We start from the raw sequence: 16,849 nt of genomic DNA on the forward strand, positions 1-16,849 counted from the left end.
CGTTTCCCGGCCGGCGGGACGATCCGCCGGCCTCCCCTCTCATCACTCGCCCTCCGAGGCCCCCATGAGACTTTCCTACTCCACCCTCGCCCTCGCCGCGCTGGTCGCGTGGGCGTGGCCGCCCGCCGCGGCCGCCCAGGACTACACCGTCTGCCCGACGACGCAGGCCGAGTGCCTCGTCGACTGGGACCTGAACGGCGACTTCGTGCCGGAGAACAACGCGCTCCGCAACGCGATCGCCAACGACACCGACCGCCCGGCGGACCGCGTCTACGTCCTCCGCCGCGGCGGCCTCTACTACAACGAGGACCGGATCGCGAACGCCGGGTTCGACCTCCGTCTCGTGGGCCAGACCCGTGACGAAGCCGACATCATCGACCTCGACTGCCCGCCGGGCGAGACGAACCCCGACAACTGCGACGACTTCGGCCCGGCCGTCCTCCAGCGCGTCACGCGCGGGGACGGGTCGATCGACGGCGTCATGATCGAGTCGAGCGGCGACGGCAACGGCGGCCAGGTGCTCAAGAACGTCTGGCTCCAGGGCCAGGGCGACCAGGGCGCGCTCGCCAACTACGAGCCGATCGTGATCAACTCGTCGAACTCGTACTTCGAGTACGACGGCGTCGTGTTCGACCGCAACGACTGGCACCACCTCGGGTTCAAGGCCGGCGGGAACGACATCTACGTCCGCAACAGCCTGTTCCGGAACCTCTCGGACTCGAACCCGACCCAACGCTACGCCGGGCGGGCCATCCGGCTCGAGGCCGGGGCGGACACGGTGGCGTTCGAGAACAACTCGTTCTTCAACCTCACCTCGTTCCCGTTCCAGTCCGAGGCCGCGCCGGTCGAGTACTTCGTGTTCAACCACAACACGCTCGTCAACTTTGGGCTCACGTTCAACGCGGGCGGGATCTGGAAGCGGGCCTACATCGCCAACAACATCATGGTCAACCCCTTCTGGCAGGGGGAGAGCGAGGACCAGTACACGGCGCCCGACCGGGCCGACCCGTTCACGGGCGTGTTCCAGATCGCGCAGCTTCCGGGCCGGTTCGGCCTGGAGCAGGACCGGCGGATCGTGTTCGCGAACAACAACCTGTACCGCCAGCCGGAGATCGAGAGCTTCTACGGGACGCTCGACCCCGTCGTCCGGTCGCAGCCGATCATCAGCGACACGACGCGGGGCTTCTTCGAGGCCGACCCCGAGCACCGCGTGTTCCAGAACAACACGCAGCTGGAGCCGGGCCTGACGACGGCGCCGACGGACGCCGCGACGATCGCCCAGATGCAGGAGTTCATCGCCGACGCGGCCACGCCGGGCGCCGCCCAGCCGTGGGCGGTCGTGTACTGGGACCCCGGCCGGAGCGACAACCCGCTCGCGATCAACTTCCCGCCGCCGGAGGACTTCACCTACTCCAACACGGCGCTCCTGTCGGCGGGCACCGACGGCCTTCCGCTCGGCGACCTGAACTGGTACCCGGAGGCGAAGGAGGACTACCTCGCCAACCGCGAGGACTACATCACGGAGATCGAGAACCTCGCGGGCGGCGGGCCGCGTGAGGTCGCCGAGGTCCTCCAGGCCGAGGCCGAGGCCGGCACGGTCGCCGGCGGCGCGGCCGTCCAGACCGTTGCGGGCACCACCGACATCAACCTCCAGAACGGGACGGTGTCGTGGTCGTTCGACCTCGGCAACACGAGCGACGTCACGGTCGGCGTGCGGACGGTCGTGAGCCTCGGGCCCTCGCAGGACGCCCGCGGCACGCGGGTCTTCCTCGACGGCGTCCAGCTCAACACGCAAAACCTCTACGGCGAGACGATGTACTGCCGCGAGGACTTCGTGGCGTACGACGGCACGACGGACTGCGCCGCGCTCTCGGGTGGCTTCCCGCTCCCGCAGGACGGCTCGTTCGCGGCCGCCGAGTTCAACAGCTCGAACGTCGTCGTCTTCGACGGCCAGAACCCGGACGGCGCCGGCGCCCTCGTGCTCGGGCCCGGCACGCACACGCTCCGGATCGCCGCCGGCTGGGGCGGGGACTTCTTCATCCGCGACGTCGAGATCACCGACGACGCCGGCGCGACGCTCGAGACGCTCTCGACCGTCGAGGCCCTCGCCACGGGGACGACCCTCGTCTGCGACGAGGAGGTCTTCTGCGCGAGCGGCTTCCAGTCGGTGCTGCTGCCGGCCGGCGGCAGCACGGAAGTGTCGATCACCATCCCCTCGGGGATCGGGTCGGCCATCCCGCGCCTCGTCTACCGCTCGGCGAGCGGGGCGACGGGCGAGATCTACGTCGACGGCACGAAGGCGGGCGACCTCTCCTTCGACGCCACCACCGACATCGCGACGCGCGAGGCCGTCGCGCCGGAGGTGACGCTGGGCGAGGGGACGCACACGGTCCGCATCGTCTCGACGTCGGGCGATGTGGAACTCGACTACGTCCTGTTCAACCTTTATGACGGCGGCGGCACGGCCGTCGAGGAGCTGCCGGAGGGCTGGGCCCTCGGGACCTCGTTCCCGAACCCGACCGCCGGCACGGCGACGATCCGGTTCGCCCTCGCCGAGTCGGCCGACGTCCGCCTCGACGTGTTCGACGTCCTCGGCCGTCGCGTCTCGACGCTGGCCGACGGGCTGATGTCGGCCGGCGACCACGAGGTGCGCCTCGACGCGCGCGGCCTCGCGAGCGGGACCTACGTCTACCGGCTCTCGACGCCGGTCGGCATCCAGGCCCGCCGCCTGACCATCGTCCGGTAGAGTAGCCCGGACGAGCCCGCCGGCAGACGCGACGCCGTCCGCCGGCGGACAGGACCCCCACCGCGGTGGGCGAGCGGCGACGCCGCACCCGCCCCGCCTCGCGTGGGGGTCTTTTTTTGGACTCTGCCCACCACGTCCCATGACCGCCCGCCACCTGCTGGCCCCGCCGGCCTTCCGGCTCCTCGTCCTCGCGCTCGCCGTCGCCGGCTGCGCCGCCCCGGCCCGCCTCGGCGACGCCGCGCCCGAGGCGGACCTCGTCGACCCCGACGCGACGGCTGAGACGCGGGCCCTCTTCGTCAACCTCCGCGCGCTCGCGCCGGACCACCTCCTGTTCGGCCACCAGGACGACCTCGCCTACGGGGTGACGTGGGACCGGGAGCCCGGCCGCTCGGACGTGAAGGAGACCGCCGGCTCGTACCCGGCCGTCTACGGCTGGGAGCTCGGCGACCTGGAGCTCGGGGCGGAGGAGAACCTCGACGGCGTCGCCTTTGACGACATGCAGCGGTGGATCCGCGAGGGCCACGCCCGTGGCGGGGTCATCACGATCGCCTGGCACATGGCGAACCCGGTCTCGGGCGGCAACACGTGGGACACGACGCCGGCCGTCCACACGGTCGTCCCCGGGGGCGAGAACCACGACGCGTTCCGCGGCTGGCTCGACACGTTCGCGGACTTCGTCGACGGCCTCCGCGACGCCGAGGGCCGGCCCATCCCCGTCCTCTTCCGGCCGTACCACGAGCACACCGGGAGCTGGTTCTGGTGGGGCGCCGATCAGACCTCTGTGGAGGACTACAAGTCGCTCTGGCGGTTCACCGTCGAGTACCTCCGCGACGGGCGCGACCTCCACAACCTGCTCTACGTGTACTCGCCCGACGTCTTCGAGTCGGAGGCCGAGTACCTCGAGCGCTACCCCGGCGACGCCTACGTCGACGTCCTCGGCTCCGACGACTACCAGGCGCTCCGGACCGACTCGACGGTCGCCGCCATGACGCGGCGCCTCGCCACCGTGGTTCGGCTGGCGGAGGCCCGCGGCAAGCTGGCCGTGCTCAGCGAGACCGGCCTCGAAGGCGTTCCCGACGACGACTGGTGGACGAACCGACTCCTCCGCGCGATCGAGGCGGACCCAGTCGCCCGGCGAATCGCCTACGCGCTCGTGTGGCGCAACGCGAACGCCGAGGCGCGCGCGGCCCGCGGCGAGAGCACGACGCACTGGTTCGGCCCGCACCCCGACGGCGTCGACGCCGAGGACTTCCGCCGCTTCGCCGCCACCGACTTCGTCCTCCTGGAGGACGATCTCCCCGACCTCTACGAGCGCTAGCCCGATGCCGATCGCTCCTCCTGCTCGCGCCGCGCTCTGCCTCCTGGCCATGGGGCTGGTGCTGGCGGGCGCCGTTCGCGGCCAGGAGACCCGTCCCAACGTCCTTCTCGTGATGACGGACGACCAGGGGTGGGGCGACGTCCGCAGCCACGGCAACCCGCTCCTCGATACGCCGGTCATGGACCGGCTGGCGAGGGAAGGCGCCCGGTTCGAGCGGTTCTACGTGAGCCCGGTCTGCGCCCCGTCGCGCGCCAGCCTCCTGACCGGCCGCTACAGCCTCCGCACCGGCACGCAGTGGGTGACGTACGGGCTGGAGACGATGCGCCCAGAGGAGGTCACGATCGCTGAGGTGTTCGGCGCCGCGGGCTACGCGACGGGACTGTTCGGGAAGTGGCACAACGGGAGCCACTACCCCTCGGACCCCCTCGGGCAGGGGTTCGACACGTTCGTCGGCTTCTCGGCCGGCCACTGGAACAACTACGTCGACGCGCCGCTCGTCGCGAACGGGCGGGAGGTCGAGACGCGGGGGTTCATCACCGACGTGCTCACCGACTCGGCACTGGCTTTCGTGGAGCGGAACCGGGACCGCCCGTTCCTTGCCTACGTCCCATACAACGCGCCCCACAGTCCCTTCCAGGTCCCCGACGCCTACTTCGACCGCTACAAGGCCCGGGGCTTCGACGACCGGACGGCGGCCGTGTACGGCATGGTTGAGAACGTGGACGACAACCTCGGGCGCCTGCTCGACCGGATCGAGGCGCTCGGGCTGGCGGAGCGGACCGTCGTCGTGTTCCTGACCGACAACGGGCCGAACGGGGACCGCTTCAACGGACACATGCGCGGGTTCAAGGCGAGCGTCCACGAGGGGGGGAGCCGGGTCCCGCTGTTCGTCCGCTGGCCGGGCCGGATCGAGGCCGGGGCGACGGTGCCGGAGCTCGCCGCGCACATCGACCTGCTGCCGACGCTCGCGGACCTCGCGGGCGTTCCGCTCCCCGCCGGCCTCGTCCTGGACGGTGTGAGCCTCGCGCCGGCCCTGCTCGGGACCGGCCCCGCGCCCACCGGGCGGACGCTGTTTACGCACCACTCCCGCGGCGCCGACCTGGAGCCCTACCCTGGAGCGGTTCGCACGGACCGCTGGCGGCTGGTCCGAGAGGGCGCCGGCTGGGAGCTGTTCGACATGGCCGCCGACCCGTCCGAGGCTGTCGACGTCGCCGCCCACCACCCCGACGTGGCCCGCCGGCTGGCGGCGGCCTACGACGCGTGGTTCGCCGACGTCACGCGAGGGCTGGATGCGCCCCGGCGGATCCCGGTCGGATTCCCCGAGGCCCCCGTCGTCACGCTGCCGGCGGTGGAGAGCACGCAGGCGGGCGGCGTCCGCTACGCGGGCGAGAGCGGCTGGGCGAACGACTGGCTCACGGGGTGGGGCGCCGACGGCGACCGGGCCGCGTGGGCGCTCGACGTGGTCGAGGCCGGCGTCTACCGCGTCGTCCTCGACGTCACGGCGCCCGCGCCCGGCGTCCGCCTCCGCGTCGCGTCGGGGGCGGCCACGACGGAGGCCGTCGTCGACCGCGCGTTCGACCCCCCGTTTTTGCCGAGCCCCGACCGCGTCCCCCGCGGCGAGGTCTACGCCAAGCCCTGGATGCCCCTCGACGCCGGCACCCTCCGCCTCGGCGCCGGCCCCGCCCGTCTCGCCGTCGACCTGGTCGCCGCCCCGGGGCCCGACGCCCTCGACCTCCACGCCGTCACCCTCCATCGTGTCCGCTAGCCGTCCCGTCATGTCCCGACTCCTCGTCCTGCTGGCGGCGTTCGCCGTCGGCGCCCCGGCTCTCGCCCAGGGCACCGTCCGCTTCAACGACCAAGACCTCTGGCTGAGCGGCGGCAACGTCGCGTGGGTCGACTTCGCCCGAGACATCGGGCCGGGGACGACGGACCTCGCCCGGTTCGAGGAGGCGTTCTCCGACCTCCACGCGAGTGGGGGCAACACGATGCGCCTCTGGCTCCACACGACCGGCGACGCCACGCCGGCCTACAGCGCCACCGAGGTCGGCGCGATCACCGGGCCGGGGGCGGGGGCCATCGAGGACCTAGAGGCCATCCTCGACCTCGCGTGGGAGCACGAGGTCGGCCTCGTCCTCTGCCTGTGGTCGTTCGACATGCTCCAGAATGGGCGGTCGCCGGCGAAGCTGGCGCAGAACCGGGCGCTCCTTGAGAGCGCGGAGCTCACGCAGACCTACATCGACAACGCGCTCACGCCGATGGTGGAGGCGCTCGCCGATCACCCGGCGATCATCGCGTGGGAGATCTTCAACGAGCCCGAGGGGATGACGGGGCAGTTCGGGTGGACGCCCGAGCGGGTCAACATGACGCACGTCCAGCGGTTCGTGAACCAGACGGCCGGGGCCATCCACCGCGCGGCGCCCGAGGCGCTGGTGACCAACGGGTCGTGGAGCTTCCGCGCGTCGTCGGACGTGGTGCCGGGGCCGAACAACAAGAACTACTACAGCGACGCCGAGCTGGTCGCGGCCGGCGGCGACGAGTTGGGGACGCTCGACTTCTACAGCGTCCACTACTACGAGTGGGGCGGGACGCAGCTCTCGCCGTTCCACCACGACGCGGACCACTGGGGCCTCGACAAGCCCATCGTCATGGCCGAGTTCTTCCTCGGCGGCGGCCACAGCGGCTCCGGCGACGGCGACGAGGACGCCATCTTCGGCGTGCCCTACGAGGACGCGTACACCACGCTCTACGACCGCGGCTACGCGGGCGGCCTCGGCTGGCAGTGGTTCAACTACCCGACCGGCGCCGAGGGCGTCGTCAACTGGCCGCGGATCCTGGAGAACGCGGCGGCCATGTTCGAGCGCCACCCGGAGGTGGTGGACGTCGACGCCGGGTTTCGACTGATGTCGTTCACAGCGTCGCCGGAGGGCATCGAGGCGGGCGGGGAGAGCGTGCTCTCCTGGGAGACCAGCGGGGCGAGCGTGTCGATCGACGGTGCGCCCGTCGGCCCGGCCGGGAGCCTGACCGTCACGCCGACGGAGACGACGACCTACACGCTCGTCGCCACCGACCTCGACGACGCCTCCAACACCGAGACGGCGGAGGTCACGGTCCGCGTGCTCGACCCGAGCGAGGTCAACCGCGCGCTCGACGGGACGACGACGGGCTCCACGTGGGAGACGTGCTGCGGCGCCCCGCTCGTCCCGGGCCTCGCGACCGACGGCGACGCGTCTACACGCTGGGCGAGCGCCTGGAACGACGGCTCGAATGGCGGCACGCCCGACGCCCAACTCGACGACGACCCCGACGACGAGTGGTTGGCGGTCGACCTCGGCGCGGCGTACGCCGTCGAGCGCGTCGTGCTCTCGTGGGAGGCCGCCTTCGGGGAGGCCTACGCCATCGAGACGTCGCTCGACGGTCAAGGCTGGACGTCCGTCTTTACCGAGACCGCGGGCGACGGGGGGACCGACGAGATCGTGCTCGATGAGCCCGCGACGGCCCGGCACGTCCGGATGCACGGGGCCCGGCGGACGACGATCGCGGGGCAGCAGTACGGCTACTCGCTGTGGGAGCTCGCCGTGTTCGGGCTCCCGGCCGGCGACGTTGCCGCCGAGGCGGGGACAGTCGGGGGCGTCCGCCTCGACGCGCCGCGCCCGAACCCGGCGGCGGGCGCGGCGGCCCTAGGCTTCCACCTCGCCGAAGCCGGCCCGGTGCGCCTCGACGTGTTCGATGCGACCGGCCGCCGCGTGGCGGTGCTCGTGGACGAGGCCCGGCCGGCCGGGTCGCACGCGGTTTCGTTCGATGTCTCCGGCCTGAGCGGCGGCGTCTACCTCGTCCGCCTCGGGGCTGGCGGCGAGACGCTCGCCCGGCCCCTCGCCGTCGCCCGCTGACGATGGAGCCGGCCCCTCCCGACGACCGATCCTCGGCGGCGCGCCGGATGCGCGGCCCGTTCGCCGTCGTCACGACGCTGTTCTTCCTGTGGGGCTTCATCACGGTCATGGTCGACGCGCTCGTGCCGCGGCTGAAGGCCGTGTTCGAGCTGAGCTACTTCGAGGCGGCGCTCGTCCAGTTCGCCTTTTTCGCGGCGTACCTCCTCCTGTCGATCCCGAGCGGGGTCCTGATCGCGCGCGTCGGCTACAAGCGGGGCGTGGTCGTGGGGCTGCTGGCGATGGGCGTGGGGTGCCTGTTGTTCGTCCCGGCGGCCGGGCTCCGGGTGTACGCGCTGTTCCTCCTGGCGATGTTCGTCCTCGCGGGCGGGATCACCGTGTTGCAGGTGGCCGCGAACCCGTACGTCGCGGCCCTCGGCCCGGCGCGGACAGCCTCGTCCCGGCTCAACCTCGCGCAGGCGTTCAACTCGCTCGGCACGACGATCGCTCCGCTCGTGGGCGCCGCGTTCATCCTGGGCAACACGGTGTTGTCGTCGGGCGAGATCGCCGGCCTCGGGGAGGCCGAGCGGGCGGCCTACTACGCCGCCGAGGCGGGCACCGTCCAGACGCCGTTCGTGGTGCTGGCGGCCGTTCTCGCCGTGCTGGCCGTCGCGTTCGGCGTCTTCAACCTGCCGAAGATCCTCGAGACCGACGACCACGCCTCGGGCAGCTACCGCGGCGCGCTCGCGTCGAAGGCGCTCGTGTGGGGTGCCGTCGGCATCTTCCTCTACGTCGGCGCGGAGGTCACGATCGGGAGCTACCTCGTCAACTACTTCCTGGCGCTCGACGTGGCCGCGCTGGTGGCCGACACGCCTTGGTTGGCAGGCATTGCGGGCTTCCTATCGGGCGGCGACTACGAGACGTTCAACGTGGAGCGGCTGGCGGGCACGTTCGTCGCGCTCTACTGGGGCGGGGCCATGGTGGGCCGGTTCGTCGGCGCCGCGTTGCTCCAGACCGTCTCGCCGGGCCGGCTGCTCACCGTGTTCTCCGGCGTCGCCATCGTCCTGCTGGCCGTCTCGGCCGCCAGCGGCGGCGTACTCGCCATGGCCGCGATTCTGGCCGTCGGCCTCGTCAACTCGATCCAGTTCGCGACGATCTTCACGCTCGCCATCGACGGGCTGGGGCCGCACACGGCGCAGGGCTCGGGTGTCCTGTGCACGGCCATCGTCGGCGGCGCCGTGGTCCCCCCGCTCTACGGCGCGCTCGCCGACGCCGTCGGCGTCCAGCCGGCGTTCCTGCTTCTCACACTCTGCTACGGGACGATCGCGGCGTACGGCCTCAGCCGTGCCCGCGCCACGCCCGAGGTGCCCGACCCTGAGGCGCCGCTCTCCGCCGTTACCGTCTGACCCATGCGCTCGCTTCTCGCCGTTCTCCTCGTCGCCACGGCTGCCCAGGCCCAGACCGACGCGATCCGCCTCAATCAGATCGGGTTCTACCCGGACGGGCCAAAGACGGCCGTCGTGGTCGACGCCGAGGCCGAGACGTTCACGGTCCGCCCGGCCGGCGGCGGCGAGGCCGTCTACAGCGGCGCGTTCGGCGCGGCCGAGACGTGGGGTCCGTCCGGCGAGACGGTCCGCCTCGCGGAGTTCTCGGACCTGGCCGCGCCCGGGGAGTACGTCGTCGAGGTCGACGGGGTCGGCACGTCGTACCCGTTCGCCGTGTCCGGCCACGTCCACCAGGAGGTCGCGCGGGGGGCGCTGAAGGCGTACTACTATATGCGGGCGTCCGAGCCGCTGGAGGCGGCGTACGCCGGGCGGTGGGCCCGGCCGGCGGGGCACCCCGACGACCGCGTCCTCGTCCACAACTCGGCGGCGACCGCGGGCCGGCCGGCGGGCACCGTGATCTCGGCACCGGGCGGGTGGTACGACGCGGGCGACTACAACAAGTACGTCGTCAACTCCGGCATCTCGGTCGGTACGCTGCTCCTCCTGATGGAGCAGTACCCCGCGTACGCCGCGGCGCTCGACACGGGCATCCCCGAGAGCGGCGACGGCGTGCCCGACCTCCTCGACGAGACGCTGGTCAACGTCCGCTGGATGCTCGCGATGCAGGACGAGGACGGCGGCGTCTACCACAAGCTGACGACGGCCAACTTCGAGGGCGAGGTCATGCCCCACCGGGCGACGGCGACGCGCTACGTCGTCCAGAAGGGGACGGCGGCGACGCTCGACTTTGCCGCGACGATGGCGCAGGCCAGCCGCGTCGTTTCCGGCTACGACGACGCCTTCCCCGGCCTCGCCGACTCGCTCCGCACGGCCGCCGAGGCGGCCTGGGTCTGGGCGCGGGCGAACCCGACCGTGGCGTACAACCAGGGCGCCCTCTCTGACCCGGCGATCTCGACCGGCGCCTACGGCGACGGCACCTTCTCCGACGAGTTCGACTGGGCCGCCTGGGAGCTTTTCCTCACGACCGGCGACGCGGCGTACCTCGCCGCGCGCCCGATCCCGACCCGCCCGTCGATCGGGACGCCGTGGTGGGGCGGCGTCCGCGAGATGGGCTACTACTCGCTCCTCACGCACCGCGAGGACATCGGCGATGAGGTCGACGTCGACGCCCTCCGCGACGCGCTCCTCCGGCAGGCCGACGCCTTCCTCGCCGACCGGGAGGGCTCGGCCTACGACGTCGTGATGGGCGGGCAGACGAGCCAGTTCAACTGGGGCAGCAACTCGAACGCGGGCAACCAGGGGGTCGCGCTCGTCCTCGCCTACCAGCTCACCGGCGACCGGCGCTACCTCGACGCGGCGATCTCGAACCTCGACTACCTCCTCGGCCGGAACGCGACGGGGTTCTCGTTCCTGACCGGCTTCGGCGACAAGACGCCGATGCACATCCACCACCGCCCGTCGCAGGCCGACGGGATCGCGGACCCGGTCCCGGGCCTGCTGGCGGGCGGCCCGCACGCGGGCGGCCAGGACGTGGGCCCGAACTCGTGGCAGTGCGACGACTACCGGACGACGCCGGCCGCCTCGTACGTCGACGACTGGTGCAGCTACGCGACGAACGAGATCACGATCAACTGGAACGCGCCGCTGGTCTACCTCGCCTCGGCGATCGAGGCGGAGCTGTCGGAGACGGGGCTCCCGTCGGCGGCGGAGGGCGAGCCGCGGGGCGCGCTGCCGGTGGAGGGCTACCCGAACCCGTTCCGCGCCGAGGCCACGATCCGGTTCGAGCTGGCCTCGGCGTCCGACGTGACGGTCCGCGTGTTCGACGTGCTGGGCCGCGAGGTCGGCCGGCCGCTCGACGGCGCGCCGCGCGGGGCCGGCGTCCACCGCGTCCCGTTCGACGCCCGCGCCCTGGGGGGCGGGCTCTACCTGTACCGCGTCGAGACGGCCGGGGCGGCGGCCGGCGGGACGCTCACCCACGTCCGCTGATGCGCCTGATCGTCCCGATGGGCGGCCGTGGCACGCGGCTCCGCCCGCTCAGCCACACGACGCCGAAGCCGCTGCTCCCGCTGCTCGGCCGACCGGCCATCGTCCGGATCCTCGACGCCTTCGCCGCTGGCCTCGGGCGGCCCGTGGACGAGGTCGTGTTCGTGACCGGCCCCGACGCCTCGGCCGACGTCCGCGGGGCGCTCACGGCGGCGTGCGAGGCCCACGGGCTCCGGGCCGCGTTCGCCGTCCAGCCCGAGCCGCTCGGCACGGCCCACGCGGTCGCCTGCGCCGGCGCCGCGCTGGAGGGCGAGGTCCTGACCTGCTGGGCCGACACCCTCTTCGCGCCGGCCGGTCCCGCGCCCCTCGGTGCTGCCGACCTCATCGCGTGGACCGTCGAGGTCGAGGACCCACGCCGGTTCGGCGTGGCCGTCCGCGACGAGGGCGGGCGGGTCGTGCGTCTCGTCGAGAAGCCGCAGACGACCGAGCACCGCGAGACGCTGGTCGGCGCGTACTACGTCCGCGACGGGGCCGCGCTGCGAACGGTCCTCGACGACATGCTCGCGAGCAAGGCCACGGGCGCGGGCGGCGAGTACCAGCTGACTGACGCTTACGACCGGCTCGTCCAGAATGGCGCCCGCATGGAGACGGCGCCGGTCGCCCGGTGGCTCGACACCGGCACGCTCGACAGCTACCGCCAGACGGTCCGCGCGCTCCTCGAGGCGGGCGAGGCCGACCCGGCCGGCCTCGGGCCCGAGGCGGAGGGCGTCGAGGCCCCATCGTTCGTCCACCCCGAGGCCGTCGTGCGGCGGTCGCGGGTGGGGCCGTACGCCATGATCGAGGCAGGGGCCGTGGTGGAGGACGCCGAGGTCCGCGACAGCGTCGTGATGGCGGGCGCCGCCGTCCGCCGGGCGCGACTGGCGGCCTCGGTCATCGGCGAGCGAGCCGTGGTCGACGGGCTGAGCGGGACGTTCGTGCTGGGGGCCGACGCTGAGGTGCGAGACGATGTCTAGTCTCTCCGCCCTCATCGTCGGGGCGTTCCGCACCCGGTTCGGGGCGGCGCCCGCGCTCGTGGCCCGGGCGCCCGGGCGCGTCAACCTCATCGGCGAGCACACCGACTACAACGACGGCTTCGTGATGCCCCTCGCGCTGGAGCAGGCCGTGTGGCTCGCGGCCCGCCCGCGCAGCGACCGCCGCGTCGTGCTCCACAGCCTCGACGTAGACGAGCCCGCCGCCTTCGACCTCGACGACGCGGAGCACGAGGCGGGGTGGGCCGAGTACCCGAAGGGCGTGGCGTGGGCGCTCGGGGAGGCGGGGCACGACCTGGCCGGGTTCGAAGGCGTCCTCACGTCCGACGTGCCGCGCGGGGCGGGGCTGTCGTCGTCGGCCGCGCTGGAGCTGGCCGTCGCGCGCGCGTTCGCCGCCGTCTCCGGGATCGACTGGGACGGCCGGGCGATGGCGCTCGCCGGCCAGCGCGCCGAGAACGGCTGGGTCGGCGTCAACTGCGGCGTGATGGACCAGATGGCGTCGGCGCTGGGCGAGCCGGACCACGCGATCCTGCTGGACTGCCGGTCGCTCGCGACCACGCCGGTCCCGCTGCCGGCCGGGACGGTCGCGCTCGTCCTCGACACCGGCACGCGGCGGGGGCTGGTCGACAGCGCCTACAACGAGCGCCGCGCGGCGTGCGAGCGGGCGGCCGAGGCCCTCGGTGTCCCGGCCCTCCGCGACGTCGCGCCCGAGAGACTGGCCGAGGCCGAAGGTCGGCTCGACGCGACGGCGCTCCGTCGGGCCCGCCACGTCGTGACCGAGAACGCCCGCGTGCTGGAGGCCGCCGAGGCCATGCGCGCCGGCGACCCCGTCCGCCTCGGCGCGTTGATGGACCAGAGCCACGCCAGCCTCCGCGACGACTACGAGGTCTCGAGCGACGCGCTCGACGCCTTCGTCGAGGCCGCGCGCGCGCAGCCCGGCTGCCACGGCGCCCGGATGACCGGCGCCGGCTTCGGCGGCTGCGCCGTCGCCCTCGTCGACGCCGACCGGGCCGACACCGTCGCCGAGGCGGCCGCGGCGACGTACCGTCGGCAGACCGGCCACACCCCGGCGACGCTCGTCGCCCACGCCTCACGTGGCGCGTCCCTCGAACCCCTCCCCACACCCCCATGACCTTCGGACTGGCCGACGTCCTCGTCTTCGTCGCCTTCGTGGCCGTCGTCGTGACGGTCGGGCTCTTGCGGAGCCGTCACGCCGACGACTCGGGCGAGGACTACTTCCTCGCCGGCCGCGACCTCAAGTGGTGGCTCATCGGGTTCTCGCTCATCGCCGCCAACATCTCGACCGAGCAGTTCGTTGGGATGAGCGGGAACGCGGCGTCGAACGTCGGCCTCGCGATCGCCTCGTACGAGTGGATGGCGGCGATCACGCTCGTCGTCGTCGCCTTCGCGTTCCTGCCGTACTTCCTCCGGGCGGGCATCTACACGATGCCGCAGTTCCTCGAGGTGAGGTTCAACGGCGCGGCGCGGACGGTGATGGCCGTGGCCACGCTGGGGATCTACCTCCTGCTGCTCGGGGCCGTGACCTACTCGGGCGCGCTCACGATCCGGACGCTGGCCCTCGACGCGGGCTACGCGATGGGGCTGTTCACGCCGGCCCTCGTGATCGGCCTGATCGCCATGCTGTACGTGGCGGCGGGCGGACTGAAGGCGGCCGTCTGGGCCGACCTCATCCAGGGCTCGGCGCTCCTCCTCGGCGGCCTCCTCATCACCTACTTCGTCTTCCAGGCCCTCGGCGACGCGTCGTCGGCGACGACCGTGACCGACGTGGCGACCGGCGCCGTCGAGTCGCGTGACCTCGTGGCCGGCGCGAGCTCCATGGAGCGGTTCCTCGACCTCAACCGGAACCGGCTCAACATGTTCTTGCCGGCGACCGACACGGTCCTCCCGTGGACGGCGCTCCTGCTCGGGCTGTGGATCCCCAACTTCTACTACTGGGGCCTGAACCAGTACATCACGCAGCGGACGCTGGGCTCGGAGTCGCTCGCGGAGGGCCAGCGCGGCATCGTGTTCGCCGCGTTCATGAAGCTGCTCCTCCCGCTCGGCATCGTGATCCCGGGCATGATCGCGTTCAACCTCTACGCCGACGGGATGGCCGCCGACGCCGGGCCCGACAACGCGTCGGTCCTGGTCCAGTACGTCAAGGCGAACCCCGAGACCGGCTTCGTCGCGGTCGACGAGAGCCCGACCGAGGCGGAGGTGGCCGACTGGGACGAGAACCGCTACCTCCTGGCGGTCTACCCGGACGCCGCCGCGATCCCGCAGGCCGCTCGCCTCAGCCCGAACGTGATCCCGGTCACGCGCCAGCTGTTCGAGTCGACCGCGCCCGCGCCGTACGCCACGTTCACGTCGGCCGACCTCGCGTTCGCGCACGTCAACGCCGGGCTGAGCGAGGAGATCGCGGCGTTCAACGCGGAGCAGGAGAGCGTGGCGCGGGGCCTCGGGGCCTCGACGTCGTCGTCGACGCTCATCGCCTACAAGTACGACACGGCGCTGGCGCGGCTCTTGGGCGGCGTGCTCCCGCAGGGTGTGGGCGTCGTCGGGTTCATCTTGGCTGCGTTGCTCGGGGCCGTCGTGTCGTCGCTGGCGGCCATGCTCAACGCGGCCTCGACCATCTTCACGATCGACCTCTACCAGACGTACGTCCGGCCGGCGGCGACGCAGCGGGAGCTCGTCCGCGTCGGGCGGGCCTGCGTGTTCGGGTTCGCGGCCGTCGCCGTGCTGCTGGCGCCGCAGCTCGGGAATCCGGCCGTGAGCAACTCGATCTTTACGATCATCCAGGAGGGCCAGGGCTTTATCTCGCCGGGCATCCTGGCGGTCTTCGCGTTCGGGCTGGCCGTCAAGCGGGCGCCGCGGATCTCGGGCGTGGCCGGGCTGCTCACCAACATCGTGGCGTACGGGCTGCTGAAGGTGGCCGTCCCGGAGGTCCAGTTCCTCAACCGGATGGCGATCTGCTTCGGTCTGTGCGTCGCCGTCATGACCGCGCTGACGGTCGCGAAGCCGATGAAGGAGCCGGTCGTGTTCGAGTCGAACGCCGGGATCGAGCTGACGCCGTCGCCCGGGGCCAAGAAGGCGGCCTACGTAATCGTCGCCCTCACGGTCGTCCTGTACCTCGTCTTCAGCCCGCTCGGCGTCGCCCGCTGACCCCGCCCGCCTCGGGCCCGAGGCGGACCCTCCCGTTCCGATCCGTCCCATGTACCGCGCGCTCGTCGTCCTCCTCGCCCTCACCCTCGCGGCGCCGGCCCGTGCCCAGGCGAACGCGCCGAAGGCCGCCGGCCTCGCCGAGACCCCGCCGATGGGCTGGAACTCGTGGAACACGTTCGGCTGCGACATCGACGAGGCCCTCATCCGCGAGACGGCCGACGCCATCGTGGCCTCGGGCATGCGCGACGCCGGCTACACCTACGTCAACATCGACGACTGCTGGCACGGCGCGCGCGACGCCGACGGGTTCATCCAGCCCGACCCCGAGCGCTTCCCGTCCGGCATGAAAGCCCTCGCCGACTACGTCCACGGCCAGGGCCTCAAGCTGGGGATCTACTCCGACGCCGGGACGGCCACGTGCGCCGGCCGGCCGGGCAGTCAGGGCTACGAGTACCAGGACGCGCTCCAGTACGCGCGGTGGGGCATCGACTACCTCAAGTACGACTGGTGCAACACGGAGGGCCGCGACGCCCCGGAGGCCTACCGGACGATGCGGAACGCGCTCGCCGCGAGCGGCCGCGACATCTTCTTCTCGATCTGCGAGTGGGGCGACAACGACCCGTGGACCTGGGGCAAGGAGATCGGCCACATGTGGCGGACGAGCGGTGACATCATCAACTGCTGGGACTGCGTCGTCAACCACGGCAACTGGAACTCGTGGGGCGTCATGCGGATCGTCGACATGCAGGTCGAGCGCGGGCTCCGCGTCCACGCCGCGCCGGGCCACTGGAACGACCCCGACATGATGGAGGTCGGCAACCTGCCGACGACGCACGAGGACCGGGCGCACTTCGCGATGTGGGCCATGCTCCACGCCCCGCTCATCGCCGGCAACGACGTCCGGACGATGACCGAGGCCACGCGGCAGATCCTGACGAACGAGGAGGTCATCGCCGTCGACCAGGACCCGCTGGGCGTCGAGGGCTTCCCGCACTGGCGGGCCGGCGGCGTCGAGATCTGGGCCAAACCGCTCGACGGCGGCGACTGGGCGATGGCCTTCCTCAACCGGAACGACGACCCGCGCGACGTCTCGTTCACGTGGGCCGAGGAGGACGTCGAGGACGCCTTCACGGGGCGCCGGCCGCACTTCGACCAGCACGCCTACGCCGTCCGCGACCTGTTCGCCCGCGCCGACATCGGCACGACCGAGGGCACGTTCGAGCGGGTCGTCCCCGGCCGCGACGTCGTGATGGTCCGCCTGACCCGGGTCGACTGACGCGGCCCCGCCCGCCTCGGCGCCGAGG

At 72.4% G+C, this 16,849-nt stretch carries 10 protein-coding genes; all 10 read left to right on the plus strand.

The genetic code is table 11. From position 1 onward, the window contains the following. Window positions 1-64 precede the first annotated feature (64 nt). The 10 genes from BSZ37_RS05850 to BSZ37_RS05895 all read left to right on the plus strand — a co-directional run bounded on the left by BSZ37_RS05850 (window position 65) and on the right by BSZ37_RS05895 (window position 16,821). Window positions 65-2,746 (plus strand): T9SS type A sorting domain-containing protein, encoded by a 2,682-nt coding sequence (locus BSZ37_RS05850; protein WP_095509645.1) that lies wholly within the window; start codon window positions 65-67, stop codon window positions 2,744-2,746. A 139-nt stretch (window positions 2,747-2,885) separates the two neighbouring features. After that, window positions 2,886-4,064 carry a glycosyl hydrolase gene (locus tag BSZ37_RS05855; RefSeq protein WP_095509646.1) on the plus strand — a complete coding sequence of 393 codons (1,179 nt, stop codon included), beginning with the start codon at window positions 2,886-2,888 and terminating at the stop codon, window positions 4,062-4,064. A gap of 4 nt (window positions 4,065-4,068) precedes the next feature. Then, window positions 4,069-5,829, plus strand: a complete 1,761-nt coding sequence (locus BSZ37_RS05860) for an arylsulfatase (protein ID WP_095509647.1) — start codon at window positions 4,069-4,071, stop codon at window positions 5,827-5,829. A 10-nt stretch (window positions 5,830-5,839) separates the two neighbouring features. Continuing rightward, window positions 5,840-7,951 (plus strand): discoidin domain-containing protein, encoded by a 2,112-nt coding sequence (locus BSZ37_RS05865; RefSeq protein WP_095509648.1) that lies wholly within the window; start codon window positions 5,840-5,842, stop codon window positions 7,949-7,951. Window positions 7,952-7,998: 47 nt separating this feature from the next. Continuing rightward, the gene (locus BSZ37_RS05870; RefSeq protein WP_095512324.1) at window positions 7,999-9,333 is read left to right on the plus strand and encodes a sugar MFS transporter; all 1,335 of its coding nucleotides are present in this window, start codon (window positions 7,999-8,001) and stop codon (window positions 9,331-9,333) included. A 3-nt stretch (window positions 9,334-9,336) separates the two neighbouring features. Next, the gene (locus tag BSZ37_RS05875) at window positions 9,337-11,358 is read left to right on the plus strand and encodes a glycoside hydrolase family 9 protein (protein WP_095509649.1); all 2,022 of its coding nucleotides are present in this window, start codon (window positions 9,337-9,339) and stop codon (window positions 11,356-11,358) included. Then, window positions 11,358-12,368: a sugar phosphate nucleotidyltransferase gene (locus BSZ37_RS05880; RefSeq protein ID WP_095509650.1), complete on the plus strand. Its 1,011-nt coding sequence runs from the start codon at window positions 11,358-11,360 to the stop codon at window positions 12,366-12,368. The genes BSZ37_RS05875 and BSZ37_RS05880 overlap by 1 nt, the downstream gene beginning before the upstream one ends. Beyond that, window positions 12,361-13,515: a galactokinase gene (gene galK, locus BSZ37_RS05885; protein WP_095509651.1), complete on the plus strand. Its 1,155-nt coding sequence runs from the start codon at window positions 12,361-12,363 to the stop codon at window positions 13,513-13,515. Before BSZ37_RS05880 ends, galK begins: the two co-directional genes overlap by 8 nt. Next, the gene (locus tag BSZ37_RS05890) at window positions 13,512-15,545 is read left to right on the plus strand and encodes a sodium:solute symporter family transporter (protein ID WP_095509652.1); all 2,034 of its coding nucleotides are present in this window, start codon (window positions 13,512-13,514) and stop codon (window positions 15,543-15,545) included. Before galK ends, BSZ37_RS05890 begins: the two co-directional genes overlap by 4 nt. Window positions 15,546-15,594: 49 nt before the next feature. Continuing rightward, window positions 15,595-16,821: a glycoside hydrolase family 27 protein gene (locus tag BSZ37_RS05895; protein ID WP_095509653.1), complete on the plus strand. Its 1,227-nt coding sequence runs from the start codon at window positions 15,595-15,597 to the stop codon at window positions 16,819-16,821. Window positions 16,822-16,849: the final 28 nt, after the last annotated feature.

The organism is Rubrivirga marina, assembly GCF_002283365.1.
Taxonomy (GTDB): domain Bacteria; phylum Bacteroidota; class Rhodothermia; order Rhodothermales; family Rubricoccaceae; genus Rubrivirga; species Rubrivirga marina.